Below are 23,468 nucleotides of genomic sequence, written 5' to 3' on the forward strand. Positions count from 1 at the left end.
TCCCGGGGTGCCCGCGGGAGCCCCCGTGACAGGATCGAACCGAAATCGACCTCGCACGAACCGACCGCTCAAAGGGGAGCGAGATGGCAGCCAAGCCGCCCACAGGCGATCCGGTCCAGGACGCACCCGACGTCTCCGCCCCGCAGCACGCCGCGGCCGGCCTGCCGGCGATCGGGCACACGCTGCGCATCGCACAGCAGCAGATGGGCGTCCGGCGCACGGCCCTCACCCTCCTCAAGGTCAACCAGAAGGACGGCTTCGACTGCCCCGGCTGCGCCTGGCCCGAGCCGGACAAGCGGCACGCCGCGGAGTTCTGCGAGAACGGCGCCAAGGCCGTCGCCGAGGAAGCCACGCTCCGCCGTGTCACCCCCGACTTCTTCGCCGCGCACCCGGTCTCCGGCCTCGCCGACCGCAGCGGCTACTGGCTCGGCCAGCAGGGCCGGCTCACCCACCCGATGTACCTGGCCGAGGGCTCCGACACCTACGAGCCGGTGACCTGGGAGCGGGCCTTCGACATCATCGGCGACGAGCTCGCCGCCCTCTCCTCGCCCGACGAGGCGGTCTTCTACACCTCGGGCCGCACAAGCAACGAGGCCGCGTTCCTCTACCAGCTCTTCGCCCGCGAGTTCGGCACCAACAACCTGCCGGACTGCTCCAACATGTGCCACGAGTCCTCCGGCTCCGCCCTCACCGAGACCATCGGCGTGGGCAAGGGCAGCGTCCTCCTGGAGGACCTCTACAAGGCCGACCTGATCATCGTCGCCGGGCAGAACCCCGGCACCAACCACCCCCGGATGCTCAGCGCCCTGGAGAAGGCCAAGGCCGGCGGCACGAAGATCATCACGGTCAACCCGCTCCCCGAAGCGGGCCTGGAACGCTTCAAGAACCCCCAGAACGCCCGGGGCCTCGCCGCCGGCGGCACCCCGCTCACCGACCTCTTCCTCCAGGTCCGCCTCGGCGGCGACCAGGCCCTCTTCCGCGTCCTCAACAAGCTCGTCCTGGAGACCGAGGGCGCCGTCGACACCGCGTTCATCGAGGAACACACCCACGGCTTCGAGGACTTCGCGCGCGCCGCCCGCGCCACCGAATGGGACGAGACCCTCCGCGCCACCGGCCTGACCCGCGAGGAGATCGAAGCCGCGCTGGCCATGGTCCTCGCCTCCCGCCGCACCATCGTCTGCTGGGCCATGGGCCTCACCCAGCACAAGCACGCCGTCCCCACCATCAGGGAGGTCGTCAACCTCCTCCTGCTGCGCGGCGACATCGGCCGCCCGGGCGCCGGCGTCTGCCCCGTCCGCGGCCACAGCAACGTCCAGGGCGACCGCACCATGGGCATCTTCGAACGCCCCGCCCCCGCCTTCCTCGACGCCCTGGAGAAGGAGTTCGGCTTCGCCCCGCCCCGCGAACACGGCCTGGACGTCGTCCGCGCCATCCGTGCCCTCCGCGACGGCGAGGCGAAGGTCTTCTTCGCCATGGGCGGCAACTTTGTGTCCGCCACACCCGACACCGACGTCACCGAGGCCGCCGTCCGCCGCGCCCGCCTCACCGTCCACGTCTCCACCAAGCTCAACCGCTCGCACGTGGTCACCGGCGCCCGCGCCCTGATCCTCCCCACCCTCGGCCGCACCGAACGCGACCGGCAGGCCGGTGGCGACCAGTTCGTCACCGTCGAGGACTCCATGGGCATGGTCCACGCCTCACGCGGCCGGCTGCGCCCCGCGAGCCCCGAGCTCCTCTCCGAGCCCGCCATCGTCTGCCGCCTCGCCCGCCGCGTCCTCGGCACCGCCGGCACCACCCCGTGGGAAGAGTTCGAGAAGGACTACGGCACCATCCGCGACCGCATCGCCCGCGTGATCCCCGGCTTCGAGGACTTCAACACCCGCGTCGCCCGCCCCGGCGGCTTCACCCTCCCCCACGCCCCCCGCGACGAGCGCCGGTTCCCCACCGCCACCGGCAAGGCCAACTTCACCGCGGCCCCCGTCGAGTACCCGCACGCCCCGGAGGGCCGGCTCCTCCTCCAGACCCTCCGCTCGCACGACCAGTACAACACCACGATCTACGGCCTCGACGACCGCTACCGCGGCATCAAGAACGGCCGCCGCGTGGTCCTGGTCAACCCGGACGACGCCCGCGAACTCGACCTCGCCGACGGCTCGTACGCCGACCTCGTCAGCGAATGGACGGACGGCACCGAACGCCGCGCCGCCGGCTTCCGCGTCGTCCACTACCCCACCGCCCGCGGCTGCGCCGCCGCCTACTACCCCGAGACCAACGTCCTCGTCCCGCTGGACCACACCGCCGACACCAGCAACACCCCCGCCAGCAAGTCCCTGGTAATCAGGGTGGAGCCGAACCCGCCCGGGTCCGCCTGACGCCCGGCCCGGCCGGGGCCGCCCTCGCGCGCACCACCCCGACCGGCCGGCGGACCCGCCCGCCTGATAAGACGTTCACAAGCGTTCACACATTCATTCAGTACGCGATGGCAAGGACGATCGGAGCACGTCATGGGTGAGCAGAGCCGGACCACGTTCCCGCAGGAGGTCCTGGACCAGTGGGCGGGGAGCGGGGTCGACCTGCCCGCCCTCTTCTCCGCCGGCCACCTCGGCGAGCGCATGAGCGTCCAGGTGCTGGAAGCCTCGCCCGACCGCGTGGTCGGCACCATGCCCGTCGAGGGCAACACCCAGCCGTACGGGCTGCTGCACGGCGGCGCCTCCGCCGTGCTCGCCGAGACCCTCGGGTCCGTCGGCGCGATGCTGCACGGCGGCCCCGGCCGGATCGCCGTGGGCGTGGACCTCAACTGCACCCACCACCGCGGCGTCCGCTCCGGGCTGGTCACCGGCGTGGCGACCCCCGTGCACCGCGGCCGCTCCACCGCCACGTACGAGATCGTCATCACCGATGAGCAGGGCAAGCGCGTGTGCAGCGCCCGCCTCACCTGCCTCGTCCGCGACGCCGGCGAGGGCCGCCCCACCACCTGAGGCCCACCCACCACGCAGATCACTCTGCGTAACGACCACGCGAAGGCGGTGGCCGGGAATCCGTTTCCCCGGCCACCGCCTTTCGCGATCTTTCCGGCCATGCGGCGACCGAAGGACGATCAAGCCGTCCGGACCATGCCCCGCAACACCCCCGACGCATTAGCGGAACTACACCTTCCCAAGGAAGGTGCGCCGGGAATCTCAGGAAAAGCCTGGACTGTCCGATCACCTCCACTACACAGAAGTCACTGGAGTGACCTACGCCATAACAAGACAGTCACATCATGGCCAGCACCTCTGCCCCGCACCGCCGCACACCCTTAGAGTCACGGCCAGTCACGACCCGCCGGGCGGCCCGCACGCCACCACACCGCCCCAGCACCGCCCGGCTCGCGCCACGGCACCTCAGCAGAGGGGGCCTCGCCAGGGAAGGGAATCACCGTGCGACACCGTTCCTTGCTCATCCTCACCACCGCGCTCACCACCGGGGCCCTCACCCTCAGCGCATGCGGATCGCGCGACGATAAAAGCGACGACGGAAAAGGCGAGGGCAAGAAGACCACCGTGGTGATCGGCCTGGACGCCCCGCTCACCGGCGACCTCTCCGCCCTCGGCCAAGGCATCAAGAACTCCGCCGAACTCGCCCTGAACAACGCCAACAAGACCAAGGAGGTCCCCGGCGTCACCTTCGAACTCCGCGCCCTCGACGACCAGGCCCAGCCCACCTCCGGCCAGCAGAACGCCACCAAACTCGCCGGCGACAAACAGGTCCTCGGCATCGTCGGCCCGCTCAACTCCAGCGTCGCCCAGTCCATGCAACAGGTCGCTCAGTCCAACAACGTCGCACTCATATCCCCGGCCAACACCACCCCCGACCTCAGCCAGGGCAAGGACTGGAAGCAGGACAAGCGCAAACGCCAGTTCAGCACCTACTTCCGCACCTCCACCACCGACGAGGTCCAGGGCTCCTTCGGTGGCCAGTACGCCTATGAGAACGTGAAGGCGAAGACCGTCTACGTCATCGACGACCAGAAGACCTACGGCGTCGGCCTCGCCGCCGCCTTCACCACCAAATTCACCGCCCTCGGCGGCAAGGTCGTCGGCACCGAACACGTCAACCCCGAGGACCGCGACTTCAAGGCCATCGTCTCCAAGGCCAAGTCCGCCAATCCCGACCTCGTCTTCTACGGCGGCGAATACCCCGCCTCCGCACCCCTGAGCCAGCAGCTCAAGGACGGCGGCATCAAAGCCCCCCTCATGGGCGGCGACGGCATGTACAGCGGCGACTACATCACCCTCAACAAGAAATCCGCCGGCGACTACGCCACCTCCGTGGGCAAACCCGTCGAACAGCTCGACTCCGCCAAGAAGTTCATCGCCGACTACAAGGCCGCCGGATACAAGGACCGCTACGAGGCGTACGGGGGCTCCACCTACGACGCCGCCTGGTCCCTCGTCCAGGCCGTCAAGACCGTCACCGCCGCCAACGACGGCAAACTGCCCTCCGACGCCCGCGGCAAGATCGTCGAAGCCCTCAACAAGGTCACGTTCGACGGAGTGACCGGCACCGTCTCCTTCGACAAATACGGCGACACCACCAACACCCTGATCACCGCCTACCAGGTCGACGGCGGCCAGTGGAAAGCCCGCCACAGCGCCGCGTACAAGGGCTGACCCCACCGCGAAGGGCCCACCCGCCCCACCGCACCCATCGACGGCCGAGCCGCGCGGGCGACTCCACAGACGACCCCGCGCGGCCCCCGGGACCGGTCCCGCACCCCTTCCACACCCACGGAGGCCCAGCGGTGCACGAACTGCCGCAACAGCTGGCCAACGGACTCATCCTCGGCGCGATGTACGGACTCATCGCGATCGGCTACACGATGGTCTACGGCATCGTCCAGCTCATCAACTTCGCCCACGGTGAGATCTTCATGGTCGGCGGCTTCGGCGCCCTGACCGCCTACCTCGCCCTCCCCGACGGCACCGCCCTCGCCCTCGCCCTCCCCCTCATGGTCCTCGGCGGCGTCCTCGCCTCCGTCGCCGTCGGCGTCGCCGCCGAACGCTTCGCCTACCGCCCCCTGCGCGGCGCCCCCCGCCTCGCCCCGCTCATCACCGCCATCGGCCTCTCCATCGCCCTCCAGCAAGCCATCTGGAAGTGGTACCCCGACGCCAAGAAGGCCCGCGTCTTCCCCCAGTTCAAAGGCGAGTCCTTCGACATCCTCGGCGTCACCGTCCAGCGCGGCGAGGTCTTCCTCCTCCTCGCCGCACCCCTCTGCATGCTCGCCCTCGGCCTCTTCGTGTCCCGCACCCGCACCGGCCGCGGCATGCAGGCCACCGCCCAGGACCCCGACACCGCCAAGCTCATGGGCATCAACACCGACCGCATCATCGTCATCGCCTTCGCCATCGGCGCCGCCTTCGCCGCGATCGCCGCCGTCGCCCACGGCCTCAAATACGGCCAGGTCGACTTCCGCATGGGCTTCATCACCGGCCTCAAGGCATTCACCGCCGCCGTCCTCGGCGGCATCGGCAACATCTACGGCGCCATGCTCGGCGGCGTCGTCCTCGGCGTCGCCGAAGCCCTCGCCACCGGCTACATCGAGGAGATCCCCGGCATGACCCAGTTCGGCGGCGGCTCCTGGAAGGACGTCTGGGCCTTCGTCCTCCTCATCCTCGTCCTGCTGCTCAGGCCCCAGGGCCTGCTCGGCGAACGCGTCGCGGACAGGGCGTGACCACCATGCCCGAACCGCTCCTGCGCCTCCCCGCCGCCCGCGCCCTCACCCTCGCCGGCGCCGCCCTCACCATCCTCTCCACCTTCCTCGCCTGGACCTGGACCACCGCCTTCCCCGGCAACCTCACCGTCAACGGCTACCCCGGCGGCCTCCAGACCATCACCCTCACCGGCGGCATCCTCACCCTCCTCCACGCCCTCGCCGGCCACCGCGTCAAGGGCCTCCGCTGGCTCGCCCCCGCCGGCACCACCGCCCCCACCGTCCTGCTGGCCCTCGGCACCCTCGCCACCACCTGGTACACCCTCGGCGCCATCACCACCGACCTCGGCGGCCTCGCCCACCTCGAACCCGGCGCCTACGTCGCCGCGGCCGCCACCCTCCTCACCCTCACCGGCGCCCTCGCCCTCCCCACGAACCACCAGACCGGCGAAGCCGGTGGGGCCGGCGGATCCGGTGGGGCCGGTGGGGCCGGTGGGGCCGGTGGGATCAGTCGAGCCGGTGGGGCCGGTGAAGACACCGGCGCCCCGGGCGCCCGCCCCCACGCCTGGCACCGCTTCCGCCACACCCTCACCACCGGCCACGCACCCCGGCCCACCCCGCTCCCCGCCTGGGCCGAAATCCTCGTCATCGCCGCCGCCTTCGCCCTCGGCCTCGCCGCCTTCACCTACGGCATCGACACCGAATACGGCGAACTCTTCGTCGGCTACCTCCTCCTCGCCGTCTTCGCCCTCACCGCCCTCGGCCGCTCCGGACTCACCGCCCGCCTCAGCGCCCTCACCGCCAAACACCGCAACATCACTCTCACCGCCGCGTTCGCCGCCGCCGTCTGCTTCCCCTTCCTCCAGACCAACGACGCCTACGCCAACCTCGCCACCAGCATCCTGATCTTCGCCACCGTCGCCCTCGGCCTCAACGTCGTCGTCGGCCTCGCCGGCCTCCTCGACCTCGGCTACGTCGCCTTCCTCGGCGTCGGCGCCTACACCGCCGCCCTCGTCTCCGGCTCCCCCGAATCCGCCGTCGGCGTCCACTTCCCCTTCTGGGCCGCCGTCCTCACCGGCATCGGCGCCTCCCTCGTCTTCGGCGTCCTCATCGGAGCCCCCACCCTCCGCCTCCGCGGCGACTACCTCGCCATCGTCACCCTCGGCTTCGGCGAGATCTTCCGCATCACCATGCTCAACCTCAACGGCAAAACCGGACCCGACATCACCAACGGCTCCATGGGCATCCCCAACATCCCCGAACTCGACATCCTCGGCTTCAACTTCGGGAAAACCCACAACATCCTCGGCGCCCCCATCGGCCGCTTCGGCAACTACTACCTCCTGATGCTCCTCGCCACCCTCCTCGTCATCCTGGTCTTCCGCCGCGCCGCCGAATCCCGCATCGGCCGCGCCTGGGTCGCCATCCGCGAGGACGAGACCGCCGCCACCGCGATGGGCATCAACGCCTTCCGCCTCAAACTCCTCGCCTTCGCCCTCGGCGCCGCCCTCGCCGGACTCGCCGGCACCGTCCACGCCCACGTCATCACCACCGCCACCCCCGACCAGTACCAGTTCGCCGGCACCGTCCCGCCCAACTCCGCCTTCCTCCTCGCCGCCGTCATCCTCGGCGGCATGGGCACCATCAGCGGACCCGTCATCGGCGCCGCCCTGCTCTACCTCATCCCGAACAAGATGGACTTCATGCAGGACTACCAGCTGCTCCTCTTCGGCCTCGCCCTCATCCTGCTGATGCGCTTCCGCCCCGAAGGCATCGTCGCCGACCGCAGGAAACAGCTCGAATTCCGCGAGACCGGACAACTCGACGTACCCGAACAGGGCCTCCCCGACGGGGCGGTCGGCGTCACCAAAGCGGAGGCGTGACCGCCATGACCACCACCGCGACCACACCCGCACCGGCCACGGCCGACGGCACCCCAGTCCTCACCGCCACCGGCGTCACCATGCGCTTCGGCGGACTCACCGCCGTACGCGACGTCGACCTCACCGTCTCCGCCCAAGAAATCGTCGGCCTCATCGGACCCAACGGCGCCGGAAAAACCACCTTCTTCAACTGCCTCACCGGCCTCTACATCCCCACCGAAGGCACCGTCACCTACCGCGACGCCGTCCTCCCGCCCAAACCCCACCTCGTCACCAAAGCCGGCGTCGCCCGCACCTTCCAGAACATCCGCCTCTTCGCCAATATGACCGTCCTCGAAAACGTCCTCGTCGGCCGCCACACCCGCACCCACGAGGGCCTCTTCTCCGCCCTCCTGCGCACCCCCCGCTTCCACCGCGCCGAAGCCGCCTCCACCCGGCGCGCCATGGAACTCCTCGACTTCACCGGCCTCGCCGCCAAGGCCGACCACCTCGCCCGCAACCTCCCCTACGGCGAACAACGCAAGCTGGAGATCGCCCGCGCCCTCGCCAGCGACCCCGGCCTGCTCCTCCTCGACGAACCCACCGCCGGTATGAACCCCCAGGAGACCCGCGCCACCGAGGCCCTCGTCCGCGCCATCCGCGCCCAGGGCACCGCCGTCCTCGTCATCGAGCACGACATGCGCTTCATCTTCAACCTCTGCGACCGCGTCGCGGTCCTCGTCCAGGGCGAGAAACTCGTCGAAGGCACCTCCGACGTCGTCCAGGCCGACGAACGCGTCGTCGCCGCCTACCTCGGCACCCCCTTCGAGGGCGCGCCGGGCCAGGAGGAACTGGCCGAGGTCGAAGCGGCGGAGGCGGGAGCGGGTACGGGTGCCGGTACGAGCACGGGCACGGGCACGGGTACCGGTACGTCCGCAGCCCCGGGCACGGCCACCGATCCGGGCGCCCGGACGGAGGAGGACCGATGACCGCCCTCCTGGAGGTGGAGAACCTCCGCGTCGCCTACGGCAAGATCGAAGCCGTCAAGGGCATCTCGTTCACCGTCGAGGCCGGCCGGATCGTCACCCTCATCGGCACCAACGGCGCCGGCAAGACCACGACCCTCCGCACCCTCTCCGGTCTCCTCAAACCCCTCGCGGGCACCGTCCGCTTCGACGGCCGACCGCTGTCGGGCGTCCCCGCCCACAAGATCGTCGCCCTGGGCCTCGCCCACTCCCCCGAGGGCCGGCATATCTTCCCCCGGCTCACCATCGCCGAGAACCTCCAGCTCGGAGCGTTCCTGCGCAAGGACGGCCCGGCGATCGACCGCGACATCCAGCACGTCTACGAGCTCTTCCCGATCCTCGGCGAACGGGCGAAGCAGGCGTCCGGCACCCTCTCCGGCGGCGAGCAGCAGATGCTCGCCATGGGCAGGGCCCTGATGTCCCGCCCCAAGCTCCTCATGCTCGACGAGCCGTCCATGGGCCTCTCCCCGATCATGATGCAGAAGATCATGGACACCATCGCCGAACTCAAGGCCGCCGGCACCACGATCCTGCTCGTCGAGCAGAACGCCCAGGCCGCGCTGTCCCTGGCCGACCACGGCCACGTCATGGAGACCGGTCGCATCGTCCTGTCCGGAACGGGCGCGGACCTGCTCCACGACGAGTCGGTGCGCAAGGCGTACCTGGGCGAGGACTGACCGCGAACAGAAGGGAGGGGCCCGCGTCCGTTCACCGGACGCGGGCCTCTCCTTCGCTACGTGCTCGGGGGCGCTACCCCTTCGCCTTCTTCTCCGCGGCGTCCTCGATGACCGCCTCGGCGACCTGCTGCATCGACATGCGACGGTCCATCGACGTCTTCTGGATCCAGCGGAACGCGGCCGGCTCCGTCAGCCCGTACTGGGTCTGGAGCACGCTCTTCGCCCGGTCCACGAGCTTGCGCGTCTCCAGCCGCTGCGAGAGGTCGGCGACCTCCTGCTCCAGGGCCTTCAGCTGAGTGAACCGCGAGACGGCCATCTCGATGGCCGGCACGACGTCGCTCTTGCTGAACGGCTTCACCAGATACGCCATGGCCCCGGCGTCCCGGGCCCGCTCCACGAGGTCGCGCTGCGAGAAGGCGGTGAGCATCAGCACGGGCGCGATGGAGTCCGCCGCGATCTGCTCGGCGGCGGAGATCCCGTCGAGCACGGGCATCTTCACATCGAGGATCACGAGGTCGGGCTTGTGCTCCCGGGCGAGCGCCACGGCCGTCTCACCGTCGCCGGCCTCACCCACGACGGAGTAGCCCTCCTCCTCCAGCATCTCTTTGAGATCGAGCCGGATGAGGGCCTCGTCCTCGGCGATCACGACACGGGTGGTGTGAGGCGGGGCGTGCTGCGGCTCGTCGTCGACGGGCGGGGTGGGCTCGGCGGCGGTCACGGGTCTCCTCATCCAGGGCAGGTGGTGCCCCTTGAGCCTACCCGCGCGACTTCGCCGAGCCCCAGAGGGTAAGCTGTCCCGCGCCACGCCTAGCCGGGTTGGTGGAACGGTATACACGGAGGTCTCAAACACCTCTGCCTGAAAGGGCTTGCGGGTTCGAATCCCGCACCCGGCACCTATGTCCACTAAGCGGACGGTCACCTTCTCGTGAAGCCTGACCATTTCACCCCGCGAGGCCGATTCATCACGCACGGTTGTTCCATGCAGATGCACGGCAGCGAATTGCGCCAGAAGGCCCTCACTCTCCTTCGCAACGGATCCAAGAATGCGGATGTCGCCCGCGCGCTGGACGTGCCCCTCGGCACGGTCAGCTACTGGAGACACGTGGACCGCGCGAAACGCGGGGAATGTCCAGGAGCCCACAGAGCCCCGTGTCCCCGGTGTGACGGTCGCGAGCTGGACGAGGCCGCGTACTCCTACCTCTTAGCCCTCTACCTGGGCGACGGCCACATCATCCAGTACTCCGGACACCGGGTGCCGAGCCTGATGATCGCCTGCGGCGACGACTGGCCGGGGCTGATGGACGCATGCGAAGCGGCGATGCGGGCCGTCTTCCCCGACAACTCCACGTGCCGGGTCCGCCGGACCGGCTGCCACAACGTGAAGGTCTACTCCAAGCACCTATGGTGCATGTTCCCGCAGCACGGCCCCGGCAAGAAGCACGAGCGGTCGATCACACTGGAGCCTTGGCAGCAGCAGATCGTGGACACCCACCCCTGGGAGTTCATCCGTGGACTCATCCATTCCGACGGCTGCCGCATCACCAACTGGACCGTCCGCCTCGTGGGTGGCGAACGGAAGCGCTACGAGTACACGCGGTACTTCTTCACGAACAAGTCCGATGACATCCGCGACCTCTACTGCGAGGTGCTCGACAAGGTCGGCGTCGAGTGGAAGATGACCCGGCGGGGTCCGGATCCCTTCAACATTTCCGTGGCCCGCAAGGCATCCGTCGCGCTCATGGACGCCCACGTCGGCCCCAAGTACTGAGCGGCTGTCAGGGCGGGCGCGCGTCCAGCGGATTTTCCCCTACCCGCCCCTTCCCGTAACTGGGGGCTCCGCCCCCAGACCCCCTTCCGCGCTCCGCGCGGTGGCCTCAAACGCCGGCCGGGCTGGATTTTCGCCCGGTCCGAGCTCGGCTTTCCGCCCGGTTCCGGGCAACAACTCAGCCCGTCCGGGGGCACCTCCTGGGGGCACCCCCAGCGGTAGCTGGGGGAGGTAGCCGGGGGAGATTGAGGACCGGGGTCCGGGGCGGAGCCCCGCACGCGGCGGAGCCGCACATCGGATACAGCGGGAAGGGGCGGGGTGGGGAACAAGCCCGCCGCAGGCGCACCCACGTCGCCCCTACTCCTCCCCGATGTGATGCACCCGCACAAGATTCGTCGTCCCGGCGACCCCCGGCGGCGACCCCGCCGTGATGATCACCATGTCCCCCTTCCGGCAGCGCCCGATCCGCAGCAGGTATTCGTCCACCTGATCCACCATCTCGTCCGTCGTCTGCACCATCGGCCCCAGGAACGTCTCGACGCCCCACGTCAGATTGAGCTGCGAGCGCGTCGCCGGCTCGGGAGTGAAGGCCAGCAGGGGGATCGGTGAGCGGTACCGGGACAGGCGGCGCACCGTGTCACCGGATTGGGTGAAGGCGACCAGGTACTTGGCGCCCAGGAAGTCGCCCATCTCGGCGGCGGCGCGGGCGACGGAGCCGCCCTGGGTGCGGGGCTTGCTGCGTTCGGTCAGCGGGGGCAGGCCCTTGGCGAGGACGTCCTCCTCGGCGGCGGCCACGATGCGGCCCATGGTCTTGACCGTTTCGACCGGGTACTTCCCGACGCTGGTCTCACCGCTGAGCATCACCGCGTCCGTGCCGTCGATGACGGCGTTGGCGACGTCGGAGGCTTCCGCGCGGGTGGGGCGGGAGGCGTCGATCATGGAGTCGAGCATCTGGGTGGCGACGATGACCGGCTTGGCATTGCGCCTGGCGAGTTTGATGGCGCGCTTCTGGACGATCGGGACCGTTTCCAGGGGCATTTCGACGCCGAGGTCGCCGCGGGCGACCATGATGCCGTCGAAGGCGTCGACGATGCCGTCGAGATTCTGGACGGCCTGAGGCTTCTCGATCTTGGCGATGACGGGGAGGCGGCGGCCCTCCTGGTCCATGACGCGGTGGACGTCGTGGATGTCGGCCGCGTTGCGGACGAAGGAGAGGGCGATGATGTCGGCACCGGTCCGGATCGCCCAGCGAAGGTCTTCGACGTCCTTGTGGGAGAGGGCGGGGACGGAGACGGCGACGCCGGGGAGGTTGAGGCCCTTGTGGTCGGAGACCATGCCGCCTTCGATGACGATCGTACGGACGCGGGGCCCGTCGACCTCGGTGACCTCCAGGGTGACGCGGCCGTCGTCGACGAGGATGCGCTCGCCCTTGGTGACGTCGGCGGCGAGGCCGTCGTAGGTGGTGCCGCAGGAGTGGCGGTCGCCTTGGGCGCCCTCTTCGACCGTGATGGTGAATGCGTCGCCGCGTTCAAGGAGTACAGGACCTTCGCGGAACCTGCCGAGGCGGATCTTCGGGCCTTGAAGGTCGGCGAGGATGCCGATATTGCGGCCGGTTTCTTCGGCCGCCTTGCGTACGCGCTGGTACCGCGCCTCGTGCTCGACATACGTGCCGTGGCTGAGGTTGAAGCGGGCGACGTCCATGCCGGCTTCGACGAGTGCCTTGATCTGCTCGTACGAATCGGTGGCGGGTCCCAGGGTGCAGACGATTTTCGCTCGGCGCATGGCACGACCTTATGACCTACCGGCGGGTAGAGAATTGGCCGCCGCCAACTACCCAACGTCCGTTTGGCAAAAGCTTGTTGACACCTACTGAAACGTGCGCGGGGGTGCTCCGATGAGCACTTTCAGAGGGCCGGCGGGGTCATCGTCAACCGGGCATTGACCTGTGCGTAGACGGTCTGGCGCTGGGGTTCGAGATCGAGCGCGGGGGCGGGCTCCGGAGCTCCGCCGAAACCGGACGCGCGCGCCATTCCGGCGACCATGGGCGCACCGCCGTAGGGGGCGTTCTCCGCGCCTTCGTCGGCGAGTTCCAGGAGGGCGACCAGCCGGGCGCCGAGGGCGTCGGCGTATTCGCGGGCGCGCTGCACGGCGTCCTGTACGGCCTGCCGGCGGGCCTCGCGGTGGGCGGGCGAGTCGGGGCGCAGGGCCCACCAGGGGCCGTCGACGCGGGTGAGTTCGAGGTCGGCGAGGCGGGTGGCGAGTTCGCCGAGGATGGTGAAGTCGCTCAGGGTGGCGGTGTGGTGGACGGTGCCGTGGTAGGAGCGGGTGCGTTCGCCGCGGCCCTTCGTGGAGAGCTGGGGGGTGAGGGTGAAGGTGCCCGTTTCGATGCGTTCGACGGCGTCGCCGGTGGTCTTGAGGAGGTCGAGGACCTGGTTATTGCGGCGGGTGAGGTCGGTGAGAGTGGTGTTGCGGTCGGTGGACCGGGCGGTGACGGTGATGCCGAGGTGGGCGATCTCGGGGTCGACCTCCAGGTGGGCCTCGCCACGTACGGCGATGCGGGGGTGTTCGGGGGTGCCGTAGGGCAGCGGCTGGGGCGTGGGGCCGGGTGTGGGCTCGGGCGTGGTCATGGGGTCATGGTGGCAGCCGGGCGGGTCACCGGGGAGTCACCGGATCGCAACCTCGCGGGGGTGTTGTGGGCGGGGGTGCCGCGGTCAGAATCTACGCGCGTTGTCAGTGACTGAATGGGGAGATGAAGTGCCGCTGAACCGGAGAAACTTTCTGGGGCGTACCGCTGCGACGGGTGCGGGGGTCGCGCTCGTGGGCTCGGTGGGGGTGGCGGGTGCCGGTCCGGCCGGGGCGCGGGAGCCGGGGCGCGGTGCGCGGCGCTACGCGTTCACGGTGATGGGCACGACGGATCTGCACGGGAACGTCTTCAACTGGGACTACTTCACCGATGCGGAGTTCGACGACAAGGCGCACAACGATGTGGGGCTGGCGAAGATCTCGACGCTGGTGGATCAGGTGCGGGCGGCGAAGGGGCGGCGGAACACGCTGCTCATCGACGCGGGTGACACGATTCAGGGTACGCAGCTGTCGTATTACTACGCCAAGGTGGATCCGATCACGCGGAAGCACGGTCCGGTGCATCCGATGGCGCAGGCGATGAACGCGATCGGCTATGACGCGGCGGCGCTGGGGAACCATGAGTTCAATTACGGCATTCCGGTGCTGCGGAAGTTCGAGGAGCAGTGTGATTTCCCGCTGCTGGGGGCGAACGCGCTGGATGCGAGGACGCAGCGGCCGGCGTTTGCTCCGTATGTGATGAAGCGGGTGCGGACGCCGTTCGGCCGTGATGTGAAGGTGGCGGTGCTGGGGCTGACCAATCCGGGGATCGCGATCTGGGACAAGGCGAACGTCCAGGGGAAGATGACGTTCCCGGGGCTGGAGGAGCAGGCGGCGAAGTGGGTGCCGCGGCTTCGGTCGATGGGCGCGGACGTGGTGATCGTGTCGGCGCATTCGGGTTCGAGCGGTACGTCGTCCTACGGTGATCAGTTGCCGTATGTGGAGAACGCGGCGGCGCTGGTGGCGAAGCAGGTGCCGGGGATCGACGCGATTCTGGTGGGGCACGCGCACACGGAGATTCCCGAGTACCGGGTGGCGAACAAGAAGACGGGTAAGGAGGTCGTGCTCTCGGAGCCGTTGAAGTGGGGGCAGCGGCTGACGCTGTTCGACTTCGGTCTGGTGTGGGAGCGCGGTTGCTGGCGGGTGGAGTCGGTGTCGGCGAAGGTGCTGAACTCGAATTCGGTGCCGGAGGACAAGAAGATCACCGGGTTGCTGCGTGATGAGCACGAGAAGGTCGTGGCGTATGTGAACCAGGTGATCGGTACGTCGACGGCGGCGATGAGCGCGGCGGAGGCTCCGTACAAGGACACGCCGATCATCGACTTCATCAATCATGTGCAGGCGGAGACGGTGCGGGGGGCGCTGGCGGGGACGGCGTACGCGTCGCTGCCGGTGCTGTCGCAGGCGTCGTGCTTCTCGCGTACGGCGGCGGTGCCGGCGGGCAAGGTGACGATCCGTGAGGTGGCGGGGCTGTATCCGTTCGAGAACACCCTGGAGGCACGGGTGCTGACGGGTGCGCAGCTGCGGGAGTATCTGGAGTTCTCGGCGCGGTACTACGTGCGGACGGCTGCGGGTGGTGCGGTGGATCCGGCGAAGCTGACGAATGCGGAGAGCATTCCGGATTACAACTATGACGCGGTCAGCGGCCTCTCCTACGAGATCGACATCGCGAAGGCGCCGGGGTCGCGGATCGCGAAGCTGTCGTTCGACGGGAGGCCACTGGATGACGCGGCGCAGTTCGTACTGGCGGTGAACAACTACCGGGCGAGTGGTGGGGGGAATTTCCCGCACGTCGCGCGGGCGAAGCAGGTGTGGGCGAATTCGGAGGAGATCCGTAACACGATCATCTCGTGGGTGAAGGCGCAGGGGTCGATCGACGTGAGCCGGTTCGCGTCAGTGGACTGGAAGCTGACGCGGGATGGTGCGCCGGTCTTCTGAGGTGGTGCGCTGGGGCCGTGGCTGTGGTCGCGGCTCCAGCCCGAAGGTGGTGAAGGCGGTCCGCTCCGGGAGGGGGTAGACCGTCTTCTTCGTGAGGGCGTTGAGGATGACGGCGCTGCGCCAGGCGGCGAGGCCGAGGTCGGGGGTGCCGACGCCGTGGGTGTGCTGTTCGGCGTTCTGGACGTGGACGGCGCCGGTGACGAGTGGGTCGAGGACGAGGCGGTGGTGCTCGTCGATGCGGGGGCGGTCGCTGTGGTCGCGGCGGACGTAGGGGTCGAGGGCGGCGAGGAGGGTCTCGGTGCGGCGTTCGCGGTAGCCGGTGGCGAGGACGACGGCGTCGGTGGTGATGCGGGAGCGGGCGCCTTGCTGGGCGTGTTCGAGGTGGAGTTCGACGCGGGTGGTGCCGACGCGGCCGGCGGTGCGGACGAAGACTCCTGGGGTGAGGACGGTGTCGGGCCAGCCGCCGTGGAGGCTGCGGCGGTAGAGCTCTTCGTGGATGTCGGAGAGGGTGCCGGCGGCGATGCCCCGGTGCAGCTGCCATTGCTGGGGCAGGAGCTGGTTGCGGACGGCTTCGGGGAGGGCATGGAAGTAGCGCGTGTAGTCGGGGGTGAACTGTTCGAGGCCGAGCTTGCTGTATTCCATGGGGGCGAAGGCGGGGGTGCGGGCGAGCCAGTGGAGCTTCTCGCGGCCCGCCGGGCGGTTGCGGAGAAGGTCGAGGAAGACCTCGGCGCCGGACTGGCCCGAGCCGATGACGGTGATGTGGTCGGCGGCGAGGATGCGCTCGCGGTGGTCGAGGTAGTCGGCGGAGTGGATGACGGGGACGGTGGGGGCCTCGGCGAGGGGGCGGAGGGGTTCGGGGATGTGGGGTGTGGTACCGACGCCGAGGACGAGGTTGCGGGCGTAGGCGCGGCCGAGGGCCTCGGCTTCGCCGTCGGCGTCGAGCTGGGTGTAGTCGATCTCGAAGAGGTTGCGTTCGGGGTTCCAGCGGAGGGCGTCGATCTGGTGGCCGAAGTGGAGATCGGGGAGGGACTGGCTGACCCAGCGGCAGTAGGCGTCGTATTCGGCGCGCTGGATGTGGGAGCGCTCGGCGAAGTAGAAGGGGTAGAGGCGTTCCCGGGTCTTGAGGTAGTTGAGGAAGCTCCAGGGGCTGGTGGGGTCGGCGAGGGTGACGAGGTCGGCGAGGTAGGGGACCTGGAGGCTGGTGCCGTCGATGAGGAGGCCGGGGTGCCAGCGGAAGGTGGGGGTCTGGTCGTAGAAGGCGGTGCGGAGTCCGGGGACGCCGTGGGCGAGGGCGGCGAGGGAGAGGTTGAAGGGCCCGATCCCGATGCCGGCGAGGTCGAGGGGCTGGTCGGGGGTGGTGCGGGGGCCGTTGCCGTGGGTGGTGTCGGGGCGGGCGGTGGATCCGTTGGGCGGGGTGGCGGGGTGCCGGGCCCGGGGGTGTTCTTCGCTGGTTTGGCTGCGCTCATCGAGGTGTCTGGCCTTCCATGAGGGTGGTGGGGGTGGTGGGGGCGGTGAGAGCGGTGAGGACGTTGAAGGAGTTGAAGGAGCGGGGGCCGGCGGGTCGGCCGTGAGGGGCGCCGGGGGCGGCCGGGGTGCGGCGGGCTCGTACGGGGGCGCCGGGGGCTTCGAGGGGGGTGCGGTCGGTCCGGGGGCCGGAGGAGGCCGGTACGGGCACGCCGGAGACCGGTGCGGGCACGCCGGAAGCCGGTGCGGGCGTACCGAGGGCCGGTGCAGGTACGCCGGAAGCCGGTGCAGGCGCGCCGAGGGCCGGTACGGGCATGCCGGGAGCTTCGAGGGTGCCGCCGGCCCGGAGCCCGGAGGAGGCCGGTGCGGGTGCACCGGAGGCCGGTGCAGGCGTACCGAGGGCCGGTGCAGGCACGCCGGAGGCTTGGGGGCGGCTGCGGGCGCGGTGTCGGCCGTAGGTGTCGGCGGTCACGGCCGGACCGTGGAGGCACCCGGGGAGTGGCGTGCCGTCGCCGGAGGCGGCACAGGTGGCACAGGTGGCACCGGGGACGTCAACGGGGATGTCACCGTCGGTGGGGGCGGCGGTGTCGGGCCTGGACAAGGAGATGCCCCTTTTGGGTTGACTCGCGAGGTGCGCTGGGCGGATGCGGCACGGTCCACGTGGGCTCTGGTGAGCGCCAATTGCACCAAGTTACCGGCGCCGCACGTTCGGTGACCTGGGCCGGGAAGGGTTTCGCTCGATGGGGGGACCGCCCTGCGGCGGCCGTGCAGCGGGTCTGCTAAAGGGGTGCGGGGCGACTCAGCGCGCCGCGTCGACTAATCTGCACCCATGGCCATGAACTTTCTCGCTCTCGACGTAGGGCCGCTCAAGCCCGAGCCGGCGCCGCTCGTCCTCGCCGCCGTCCTCTTCTTCCTGCTCTTCGCCGTGATGGCGAAGGTCCTGCTGCCCCGGATCAACAAGGTCCTCGTCGAGCGCGAGAACGCCACGGAGGGGCGCTTCGACGAGGCGGAGGCGACGCGTGCCGAGGCGGCCCGCGTCCACGCCGAGTACCAGGAGCTGCTGGCGGAGGCCCGCCACGAGGCCGCGCGCCTGCGCCAGGAGTCGGTCGAGCAGGGCACGGCGATCATCGCCGAGCTGCGCGCCGAGGGTCAGCGCCAGCGCGAGGAGATCATCGCCGCGGGCCACGCCGTGATCGACGCCGAGCGCGCGGTGGCGGAGGCCGAGCTGCGTGAGCAGGTCGGCGTGCTCGCCACGGAGCTGGCCGGTCGCGTCGTCGGCGAGCCGGTCACGGACTTCGCGCGGGACAACGGTGTGGTCGACCGTTTCCTGGAGGAGCTGCGGACGGCCGAGCCGTCCGATGTGACGGGTGAGAAGCGGGCCTGACGCCTGCTGCTGTTCGTTCGTACGGCGAGGCCCCCGGAACCTTGAGGTGACGCTGTTGGCGAATCCAGGGGCCTACTACTTCGCCCCGTCGAGCTTTGGCTCGGCGGGGCGAAGTGCTGCGAAGTGGCTGGTGCGGGTGCGGGCTCGGGGTGTGCCGGTGAGGTGGGCGTCGATGCGGGCGAGGTTGATCGCGGCGCCGGTGAGTTGGTGTTGCAGGGCGGTCTTTGCGAGGCCGAGGTAGCGGGATCTGCGCAGGCCGCAGCGTTGGACGGCCTGGGAGATGGTGCCCTCGACGCCGGCGCGGGTCTTGTAGCGCTCCTTCCATGTGTCGGTGTCCTGGTCGGCGCGGGCCTGGCGGAGGGCTTCGTGTTCCTCGCGGGGCCGCAGGGTCAGGCGTCGGCCGGCGCTGGAGGTGGTGCACTGCTCGCGGACCAGGCAGGGCTGGCAGTCGCTCTTGTTGAAGCGGACCCGGATCACGGGTGTGCCCTCGGGTGAGCGGTCGGGGTTCCAGCGGGTCGTGGTCCTGCCTCCGGGGCAGGTGACCTGCTCGTCCTTCCAGTCGATGGTGAAATCGGCGCCGGTGAATCCGCCGCCCGCGGCGGTCTGGGGGCTGACGGCCAGGGCGGCTGGGCCAGTGAGCGTGATGCTGTACTCGCGGCGGGCGTGGACAAGCGCATGCGCGTCGACGTATCCGGCGTCGACCAGGTGCTCGCCGGGCAGACGGCCCGCTTCGGCAAGCCGGGCGTGCACGGGCTCGGTCATCGACACGTCGGGCACCGTTGCGTCGGTGGTGGCCACGTTGGTGATCAGGTTCGGGGCGTCCTCTTCGCAGGTCTCGGTGAGGTGGACCTTGTATCCGGCCCAGGTGGTGTCCCGCTTGACGCTGTTGCGTGCCTCAATGTCGTAAGGGTTGACCAGGCAGGTTGCGCCTGGCGGCCGGTCTTTTGGGTCCCGCCGCCTCACCTCGCCTTCGACCTGGTGGAAGTTCTGCACCCACATCTGCCGCAGGTGCTCCACCTGGGGCAGCGTCCGCAGTTCTTGCGGTGCCTGCGTGGACCAGACGGCCTGGAGCAGCCGCATCCCGTCCCGGCCGACCAGTAGCCCCATCTCCTCCCGTGCGGTGCGGGCCTTGGGGAGCCGGGAATCCTCGGCCCTGGTGGCGTAGTGCTTGAACCAGTCGGGCTCGGCCACCTGCACCAGCCAGTCCGGGGCGGCCTGTGCCAGGGCGTTCAACGCCGACCGCAAGGTCTCCGCGACCCGTTCCAGCCAGTTGACATCCCGGGCCGCCGTCCACACGTGGGTGGAGTCGGTCCTCGCCCGGCCGGCTGTCTTAAGCAGCCCTTTCTCCCCGGCCGCAGCGAGGATGCCGTCCAGGACGCGCCGTCCGGCGTCCGCCTCCACCAGTCGGTCCCGGAACTCCGACAGCACCGAGAAGTCGAATCCGGGATCACCCAGTTCCAGCCCGAGCGCGTATTTGAAGTCGATCCTCGCCCGCACCGCCTCCGCCGCCTGCCGGTCGGTGAGTCCTTCCACGAACTGCAACACCAGCACCAGCGCTAACCGCCCCGGTGACCAGGCCGGCTTCCCCCGCACCGGGAACAGGTCCGCGAACTCCTCGTCGTGGAACAACGGCCCCAACTCGTCCCGGACCCGGATCGCCAGGCTGCCTCTGGGGAACGCGGCCCGCGCCACCCGCACCGTCTCCGCCGGAACCTCGCTCGGCCCGCTCGGCTGCATCGACACCCGCACCCACCCCACACGACAACGTCGGCCTTCAAGACCACAACCGGGTCTTGAAGGCCGACGTCACGCGAGCCCCTGAATTAACCAACAGCGTCCCTTGAGGGTTCCGGGGGCCTCGCCGTTTCGTGTGTACGGATGGGGCGGCGGGGTGGTGCGGAGTGCCGCCGCGCGGGGGCTTGTCCCCTGCCCCGCCCCTTCCCGCCGCATCCGGTGTGCGGCTCCGCCGCGCGGGGGCTTCGCGCCCCCGGGCCCCCTTTTCCGCGCTGACGAGCGGTGTCCCCGATCGCCGGACGGGCTGGTTTCCCGCTACCCCTGGGCCGCCCTGATCTTCAGCGCGCGGTCGAGGTCGTCCAGCTGGTCGGCCAGCTTGCGGCGGAGGGCGGGCGTGGGCCCGTCCGTGCGGAGGCACTCCTCGCCCAGTTCGCGCGTGCGCTCCTCGACGAGGGCGTACGGGAAGCCGTGGCGGCCGGCGAGGTCGGCGAGGGCCGGGCCGCGGCGGGTGGCGAGGGCGACCGCGTCGGTGTAGTAGCGGTCGCGGTAGGGACGTACGAGATCGAGCTGCTCGGGCTGCCAGAAGCCCTGGGCGGTGGCGGTGAAGAGGTAGTTCGAGAGGTCGTCGCGGCCGTACATGGCCTCCCAGGCGGCTTCCTTGGCCGCCGTGCCGGGCAGGGCGGCGTGGCAGCGGGCGGCGCCTTCCCGGCCGGTGGCGCTGGGGTCGCGGACGAGCTCGGCGTCGATGGCGGCGGGGGTGGTGGCCCCGAGGACGGCGAGGCGGGTGAGGACGCGCCAGCGCAGCTCGGGGTCGAGGGCGGGCCCGCCGGGGACGGTGCCGTCGCGCAGCCAGGCGTGGAGGGTGTCGGGGTCGGTGCCGCTGTCGACGAGGGTGCGGACGGCGGTCAGACGGATGCCCCGGCGGTCGCCTCCGGTCCCGCCGCCTTCCGTACGGGCGAGCACGTCGTGGCAGAGGTCGGCGAGGAGGGCGAGGGCGGCGGGCCGGGCGGCCGGGGAGACGTAGCGGTCGGCGATCTGGTGGCGGGCGAAGGCGAGGACTCCCCCGGTGATCGCGGTGTCCGTCTCGTGCGGGAGGTGGGCGCGGGCGGCGTCGAGGTAGGCGGCGGGGGCGAGCTCGCCGTCCCGGACCATGTCGCGGGCGGCGTTCCAGAGCACGGCGCGGCCGAGGGCGTCCGGGAGGCCGGAGAGGGCGCGCAGGGCGGTGTCCCAGGAGGCGGTGTCGAGCCGGACCTTGGCGTAGGTGAGGTCGCCGTCGTTGAGGAGGAGCAGGTCGGGCCGCCGCCCGGGGAGGTCGAGGGTGTGGGTGCCGCCGCCGGCGGGGAGGTCGGTGGCGACGCGGTCGCGGAGGACGAGCGCGTGGTCGTCGCCGGGGGCTGCGTCGTAGAGGCCGAGGAGCAGGTGGTGGGGCCGGGTGCCGTCGTGGCGGAGGTCGAGGCGCCAGGTGGTGGGGGCGGGGTCCGGGGTGGGTGTCGCGGTCGCGGGGTCCGGGGTCCCGGCGGGGTCCAGGGGCCCGGCGGACTCCAGGCTCCCGGCGGACTCCAGGGCTCCGGCGGGGTCCGAGGCCCCAGCGGGCTCCAGAACCCCAGCGAGGTTCGGGGTCCCAGCAGCGTCTGCGGCCCCAGCAGGTTGCCGGATCCCGGCGGCCTCCGTCGCGGCCGGTACGGGCTCTGCGGCAGCCCTGCCCGGTGCGGTGCCCATGGCGCCCGGCGCGCCGCCCGTGGCGGTACCGGGGCCCGCTTCCGGGGCTCCCTCCGGAGTGACACCGGACTCGGGCTCGGACCCCGGCGCGCCGGCCGTGGCGGCCTCAGGGGCTGTGGTCGGCGTCCCGTCCCGCGCGTCGACGCGCGGGACGACCGTGTCGACGCCGCTCGTGCGCAGCCAGGTGTCGGCCCAGGTGTGGACGTCGCGGGTGGAGGCGCGGCCGAGGGAGTCGAGGAAGTCGGCGAGGGTGGCGTTGCCGAAGCGGTGGCGGGTGAAGTGCTCGTTGATGCCGGCGAGGAAGTCCTTCTCGCCGAGCCAGGCGACGAGCTGACGGAGGGCGGAGGCCCCCTTCGCGTAGGAGATGCCGTCGAAGTTGAGGAGTGCGGAGGCGGTGTCGTGGACGGCGCCGGGCGCGGGGGCGACGGGGTGGGTGGAGGGGCGCTGGTCGGCGTCGTAGCCCCAGCCCTTGCGGGCGACGGCGAAGTCGGTCCAGGTGCCGGAGAAGCGGGTGGCCTCGGAGAGGACCTGGTAGCCCATGTACTCGGCGAAGGACTCGTTGAGCCAGATGTCGTCCCACCAGCGGAGGGTGACCAGGTCGCCGAACCACATGTGGGCCATCTCGTGGGCGATCACGACGCCGCGCGTCTGGCGTTCGGTGTCGGTGACGGCGGAGTGGAAGACGAACTCGTCGCGGAAGGTGACGAGGCCGGGGTTCTCCATGGCGCCGGCGTTGAACTCGGGGACGAACGCCTGGTCGTAGGAGTCGAAGGGGTACGGCTCGTCGAAGATCTCGTGGTAGCGGTCGAAGCAGCGGCGGGTGATGTCGAGGATCTCCTCGGCGTCCGCGTCGAGATGGGCGGCGAGGGAGCGGCGGCAGTGCAGGGCGAAGGGCAGGCCCGCGTGCTCGGTGCGGACGGAGTGCCAGGGGCCCGCGGCGAAGGCGACGAAGTAGGTGCTGAGCGGCTTGGTGGTGGCGAGCCGCCAGCGGCCTTCGGCGGGGTCGCCCACGCGCTCGGCGACGGCGTTGCCGAGGACGGTCCAGGCCGGAGGCGCCGTGACGGTGGCGTCGAAGACGGCCTTGAGGTCGGGCTGGTCGAAGGCGGCGAAGACGCGCTGGACGTCTTCGAGGAACGCCTGGGTGTAGAGGTAGGTCTCGCCGTCGGCGGGGTCGGTGAAGCGGTGCATGCCCTCGCCGGTGCGGGAGTAGCGCATGTCGGCCTCGACGCGCAGTTCGTGCGGGCCGGGGGTGAGGCCGGGCAGGGGCAGGCGGTTGTCGTCGAGGGTGCCGGGGTCGAGGGGCCGGCCGTCGAGGGTGGCGCGGCGCAGGGTGGCCGGCCTGAGTTCGGCGAAGGTGTCGCCCGCCTGGCGTGCGGTGAAGCGGATGACGGTGGTGGAGCCGAAGAGCTCGTCGCCGCGGGTGAGGTCGAGGTCGACCGTGTAGCGGTGGACGTCGAGGAGCAGGGCTCGGGTCTGTGCTTCTTCGCGTGTCAGTACGGGCATGGGGCCATGCTGCCGTATCGCTGGGCGCCGGCCCATGGGGTTTCGGGGGCGGGGGTGGGTGCCGCCCGCTGGGGGGCCGGGGG

At 70.5% G+C, this 23,468-nt stretch carries 16 protein-coding genes and 1 tRNA gene; 11 read left to right on the top strand and 6 right to left on the bottom strand.

Annotation, left to right across the window (positions count from 1 at the left end; genetic code table 11):
• The first annotated feature begins 83 nt into the window (after positions 1-83).
• The 7 genes from AF335_RS00350 (at position 84) to AF335_RS00380 (ending at position 9,256) form a co-directional block, all read left to right on the top strand.
• Positions 84-2,372, top strand: coding sequence for an FdhF/YdeP family oxidoreductase (locus tag AF335_RS00350; protein WP_102916241.1), 2,289 nt, complete (start codon positions 84-86; stop codon positions 2,370-2,372).
• A 132-nt stretch (positions 2,373-2,504) separates the two neighbouring features.
• Positions 2,505-2,978, top strand: a complete 474-nt coding sequence (locus tag AF335_RS00355) for a PaaI family thioesterase (protein ID WP_102916242.1) — start codon at positions 2,505-2,507, stop codon at positions 2,976-2,978.
• A gap of 456 nt (positions 2,979-3,434) precedes the next feature.
• Entirely contained in the window at positions 3,435-4,652 is a 1,218-nt protein-coding gene (locus AF335_RS00360) for a branched-chain amino acid ABC transporter substrate-binding protein (RefSeq protein WP_102916243.1), read from the top strand.
• A gap of 131 nt (positions 4,653-4,783) precedes the next feature.
• Positions 4,784-5,713, top strand: coding sequence for a branched-chain amino acid ABC transporter permease (locus tag AF335_RS00365; protein ID WP_102916244.1), 930 nt, complete (start codon positions 4,784-4,786; stop codon positions 5,711-5,713).
• 5 nt (positions 5,714-5,718) lie between these two features.
• The gene (locus AF335_RS00370; protein ID WP_102916957.1) at positions 5,719-7,575 is read left to right on the top strand and encodes a branched-chain amino acid ABC transporter permease; all 1,857 of its coding nucleotides are present in this window, start codon (positions 5,719-5,721) and stop codon (positions 7,573-7,575) included.
• Positions 7,576-7,580: 5 nt separating this feature from the next.
• The gene (locus AF335_RS00375) at positions 7,581-8,543 is read left to right on the top strand and encodes an ABC transporter ATP-binding protein (protein WP_102916958.1); all 963 of its coding nucleotides are present in this window, start codon (positions 7,581-7,583) and stop codon (positions 8,541-8,543) included.
• Positions 8,540-9,256 carry an ABC transporter ATP-binding protein gene (locus tag AF335_RS00380; protein ID WP_102916245.1) on the top strand — a complete coding sequence of 239 codons (717 nt, stop codon included), beginning with the start codon at positions 8,540-8,542 and terminating at the stop codon, positions 9,254-9,256. The genes AF335_RS00375 and AF335_RS00380 overlap by 4 nt, the downstream gene beginning before the upstream one ends.
• A 73-nt stretch (positions 9,257-9,329) precedes the next feature.
• Here the strand turns inward: AF335_RS00380 and AF335_RS00385 are convergent, their stop codons facing one another.
• Positions 9,330-9,986, bottom strand: a complete 657-nt coding sequence (locus tag AF335_RS00385) for an ANTAR domain-containing response regulator (protein WP_221505090.1) — start codon at positions 9,984-9,986, stop codon at positions 9,330-9,332.
• 80 nt (positions 9,987-10,066) lie between these two features.
• Here AF335_RS00385 and AF335_RS00390 point away from each other — a divergent pair.
• Positions 10,067-10,149 (top strand) — tRNA-Leu (locus AF335_RS00390).
• 86 nt (positions 10,150-10,235) lie between these two features.
• Positions 10,236-11,024 carry a helix-turn-helix domain-containing protein gene (locus AF335_RS00395; RefSeq protein WP_102916247.1) on the top strand — a complete coding sequence of 263 codons (789 nt, stop codon included), beginning with the start codon at positions 10,236-10,238 and terminating at the stop codon, positions 11,022-11,024.
• Between the two features lie 354 nt (positions 11,025-11,378).
• On the opposite strand, the gene pyk is transcribed toward AF335_RS00395, so the two are convergent.
• Both pyk and AF335_RS00405 read right to left on the bottom strand, forming a co-directional pair.
• The gene (gene pyk / locus AF335_RS00400) at positions 11,379-12,803 is read right to left on the bottom strand and encodes a pyruvate kinase (protein ID WP_102916248.1); all 1,425 of its coding nucleotides are present in this window, start codon (positions 12,801-12,803) and stop codon (positions 11,379-11,381) included.
• A gap of 122 nt (positions 12,804-12,925) precedes the next feature.
• Positions 12,926-13,648, bottom strand: a complete 723-nt coding sequence (locus tag AF335_RS00405; RefSeq protein WP_102916249.1) for an SIMPL domain-containing protein — start codon at positions 13,646-13,648, stop codon at positions 12,926-12,928.
• A 127-nt stretch (positions 13,649-13,775) separates the two neighbouring features.
• Here AF335_RS00405 and AF335_RS00410 point away from each other — a divergent pair, with 127 nt between their 5' ends.
• On the top strand, positions 13,776-15,581 hold the full coding sequence (locus tag AF335_RS00410; RefSeq protein ID WP_102916250.1) for a bifunctional metallophosphatase/5'-nucleotidase: 1,806 nt from the start codon (positions 13,776-13,778) through the stop codon (positions 15,579-15,581).
• Here the strand turns inward: AF335_RS00410 and AF335_RS00415 are convergent.
• The gene (locus AF335_RS00415; RefSeq protein WP_244926911.1) at positions 15,537-16,907 is read right to left on the bottom strand and encodes a lysine N(6)-hydroxylase/L-ornithine N(5)-oxygenase family protein; all 1,371 of its coding nucleotides are present in this window, start codon (positions 16,905-16,907) and stop codon (positions 15,537-15,539) included. The two genes, AF335_RS00410 and AF335_RS00415, sit on opposite strands and share 45 nt — an antisense overlap.
• A 967-nt stretch (positions 16,908-17,874) precedes the next feature.
• Between AF335_RS00415 and atpF the strand changes: the two genes are divergently transcribed.
• Positions 17,875-18,429: a F0F1 ATP synthase subunit B gene (gene atpF, locus AF335_RS00420; RefSeq protein ID WP_102916251.1), complete on the top strand. Its 555-nt coding sequence runs from the start codon at positions 17,875-17,877 to the stop codon at positions 18,427-18,429.
• A gap of 75 nt (positions 18,430-18,504) precedes the next feature.
• On the opposite strand, the gene AF335_RS00425 is transcribed toward atpF, so the two are convergent.
• Positions 18,505-20,172, bottom strand: coding sequence for an IS1182 family transposase (locus AF335_RS00425; RefSeq protein ID WP_102916252.1), 1,668 nt, complete (start codon positions 20,170-20,172; stop codon positions 18,505-18,507).
• A gap of 306 nt (positions 20,173-20,478) precedes the next feature.
• A complete protein-coding gene (gene pepN, locus AF335_RS35275; RefSeq protein ID WP_102916253.1) occupies positions 20,479-23,385 on the bottom strand; it encodes an aminopeptidase N in 2,907 nt (968 codons plus the stop codon).
• Between the last annotated feature and the right edge of the window lie 83 nt (positions 23,386-23,468).

The sequence above is a fragment of the Streptomyces eurocidicus genome, from assembly GCF_002891295.1.
Classification (GTDB): Bacteria; Actinomycetota; Actinomycetes; order Streptomycetales; family Streptomycetaceae; genus Streptomyces; species Streptomyces eurocidicus.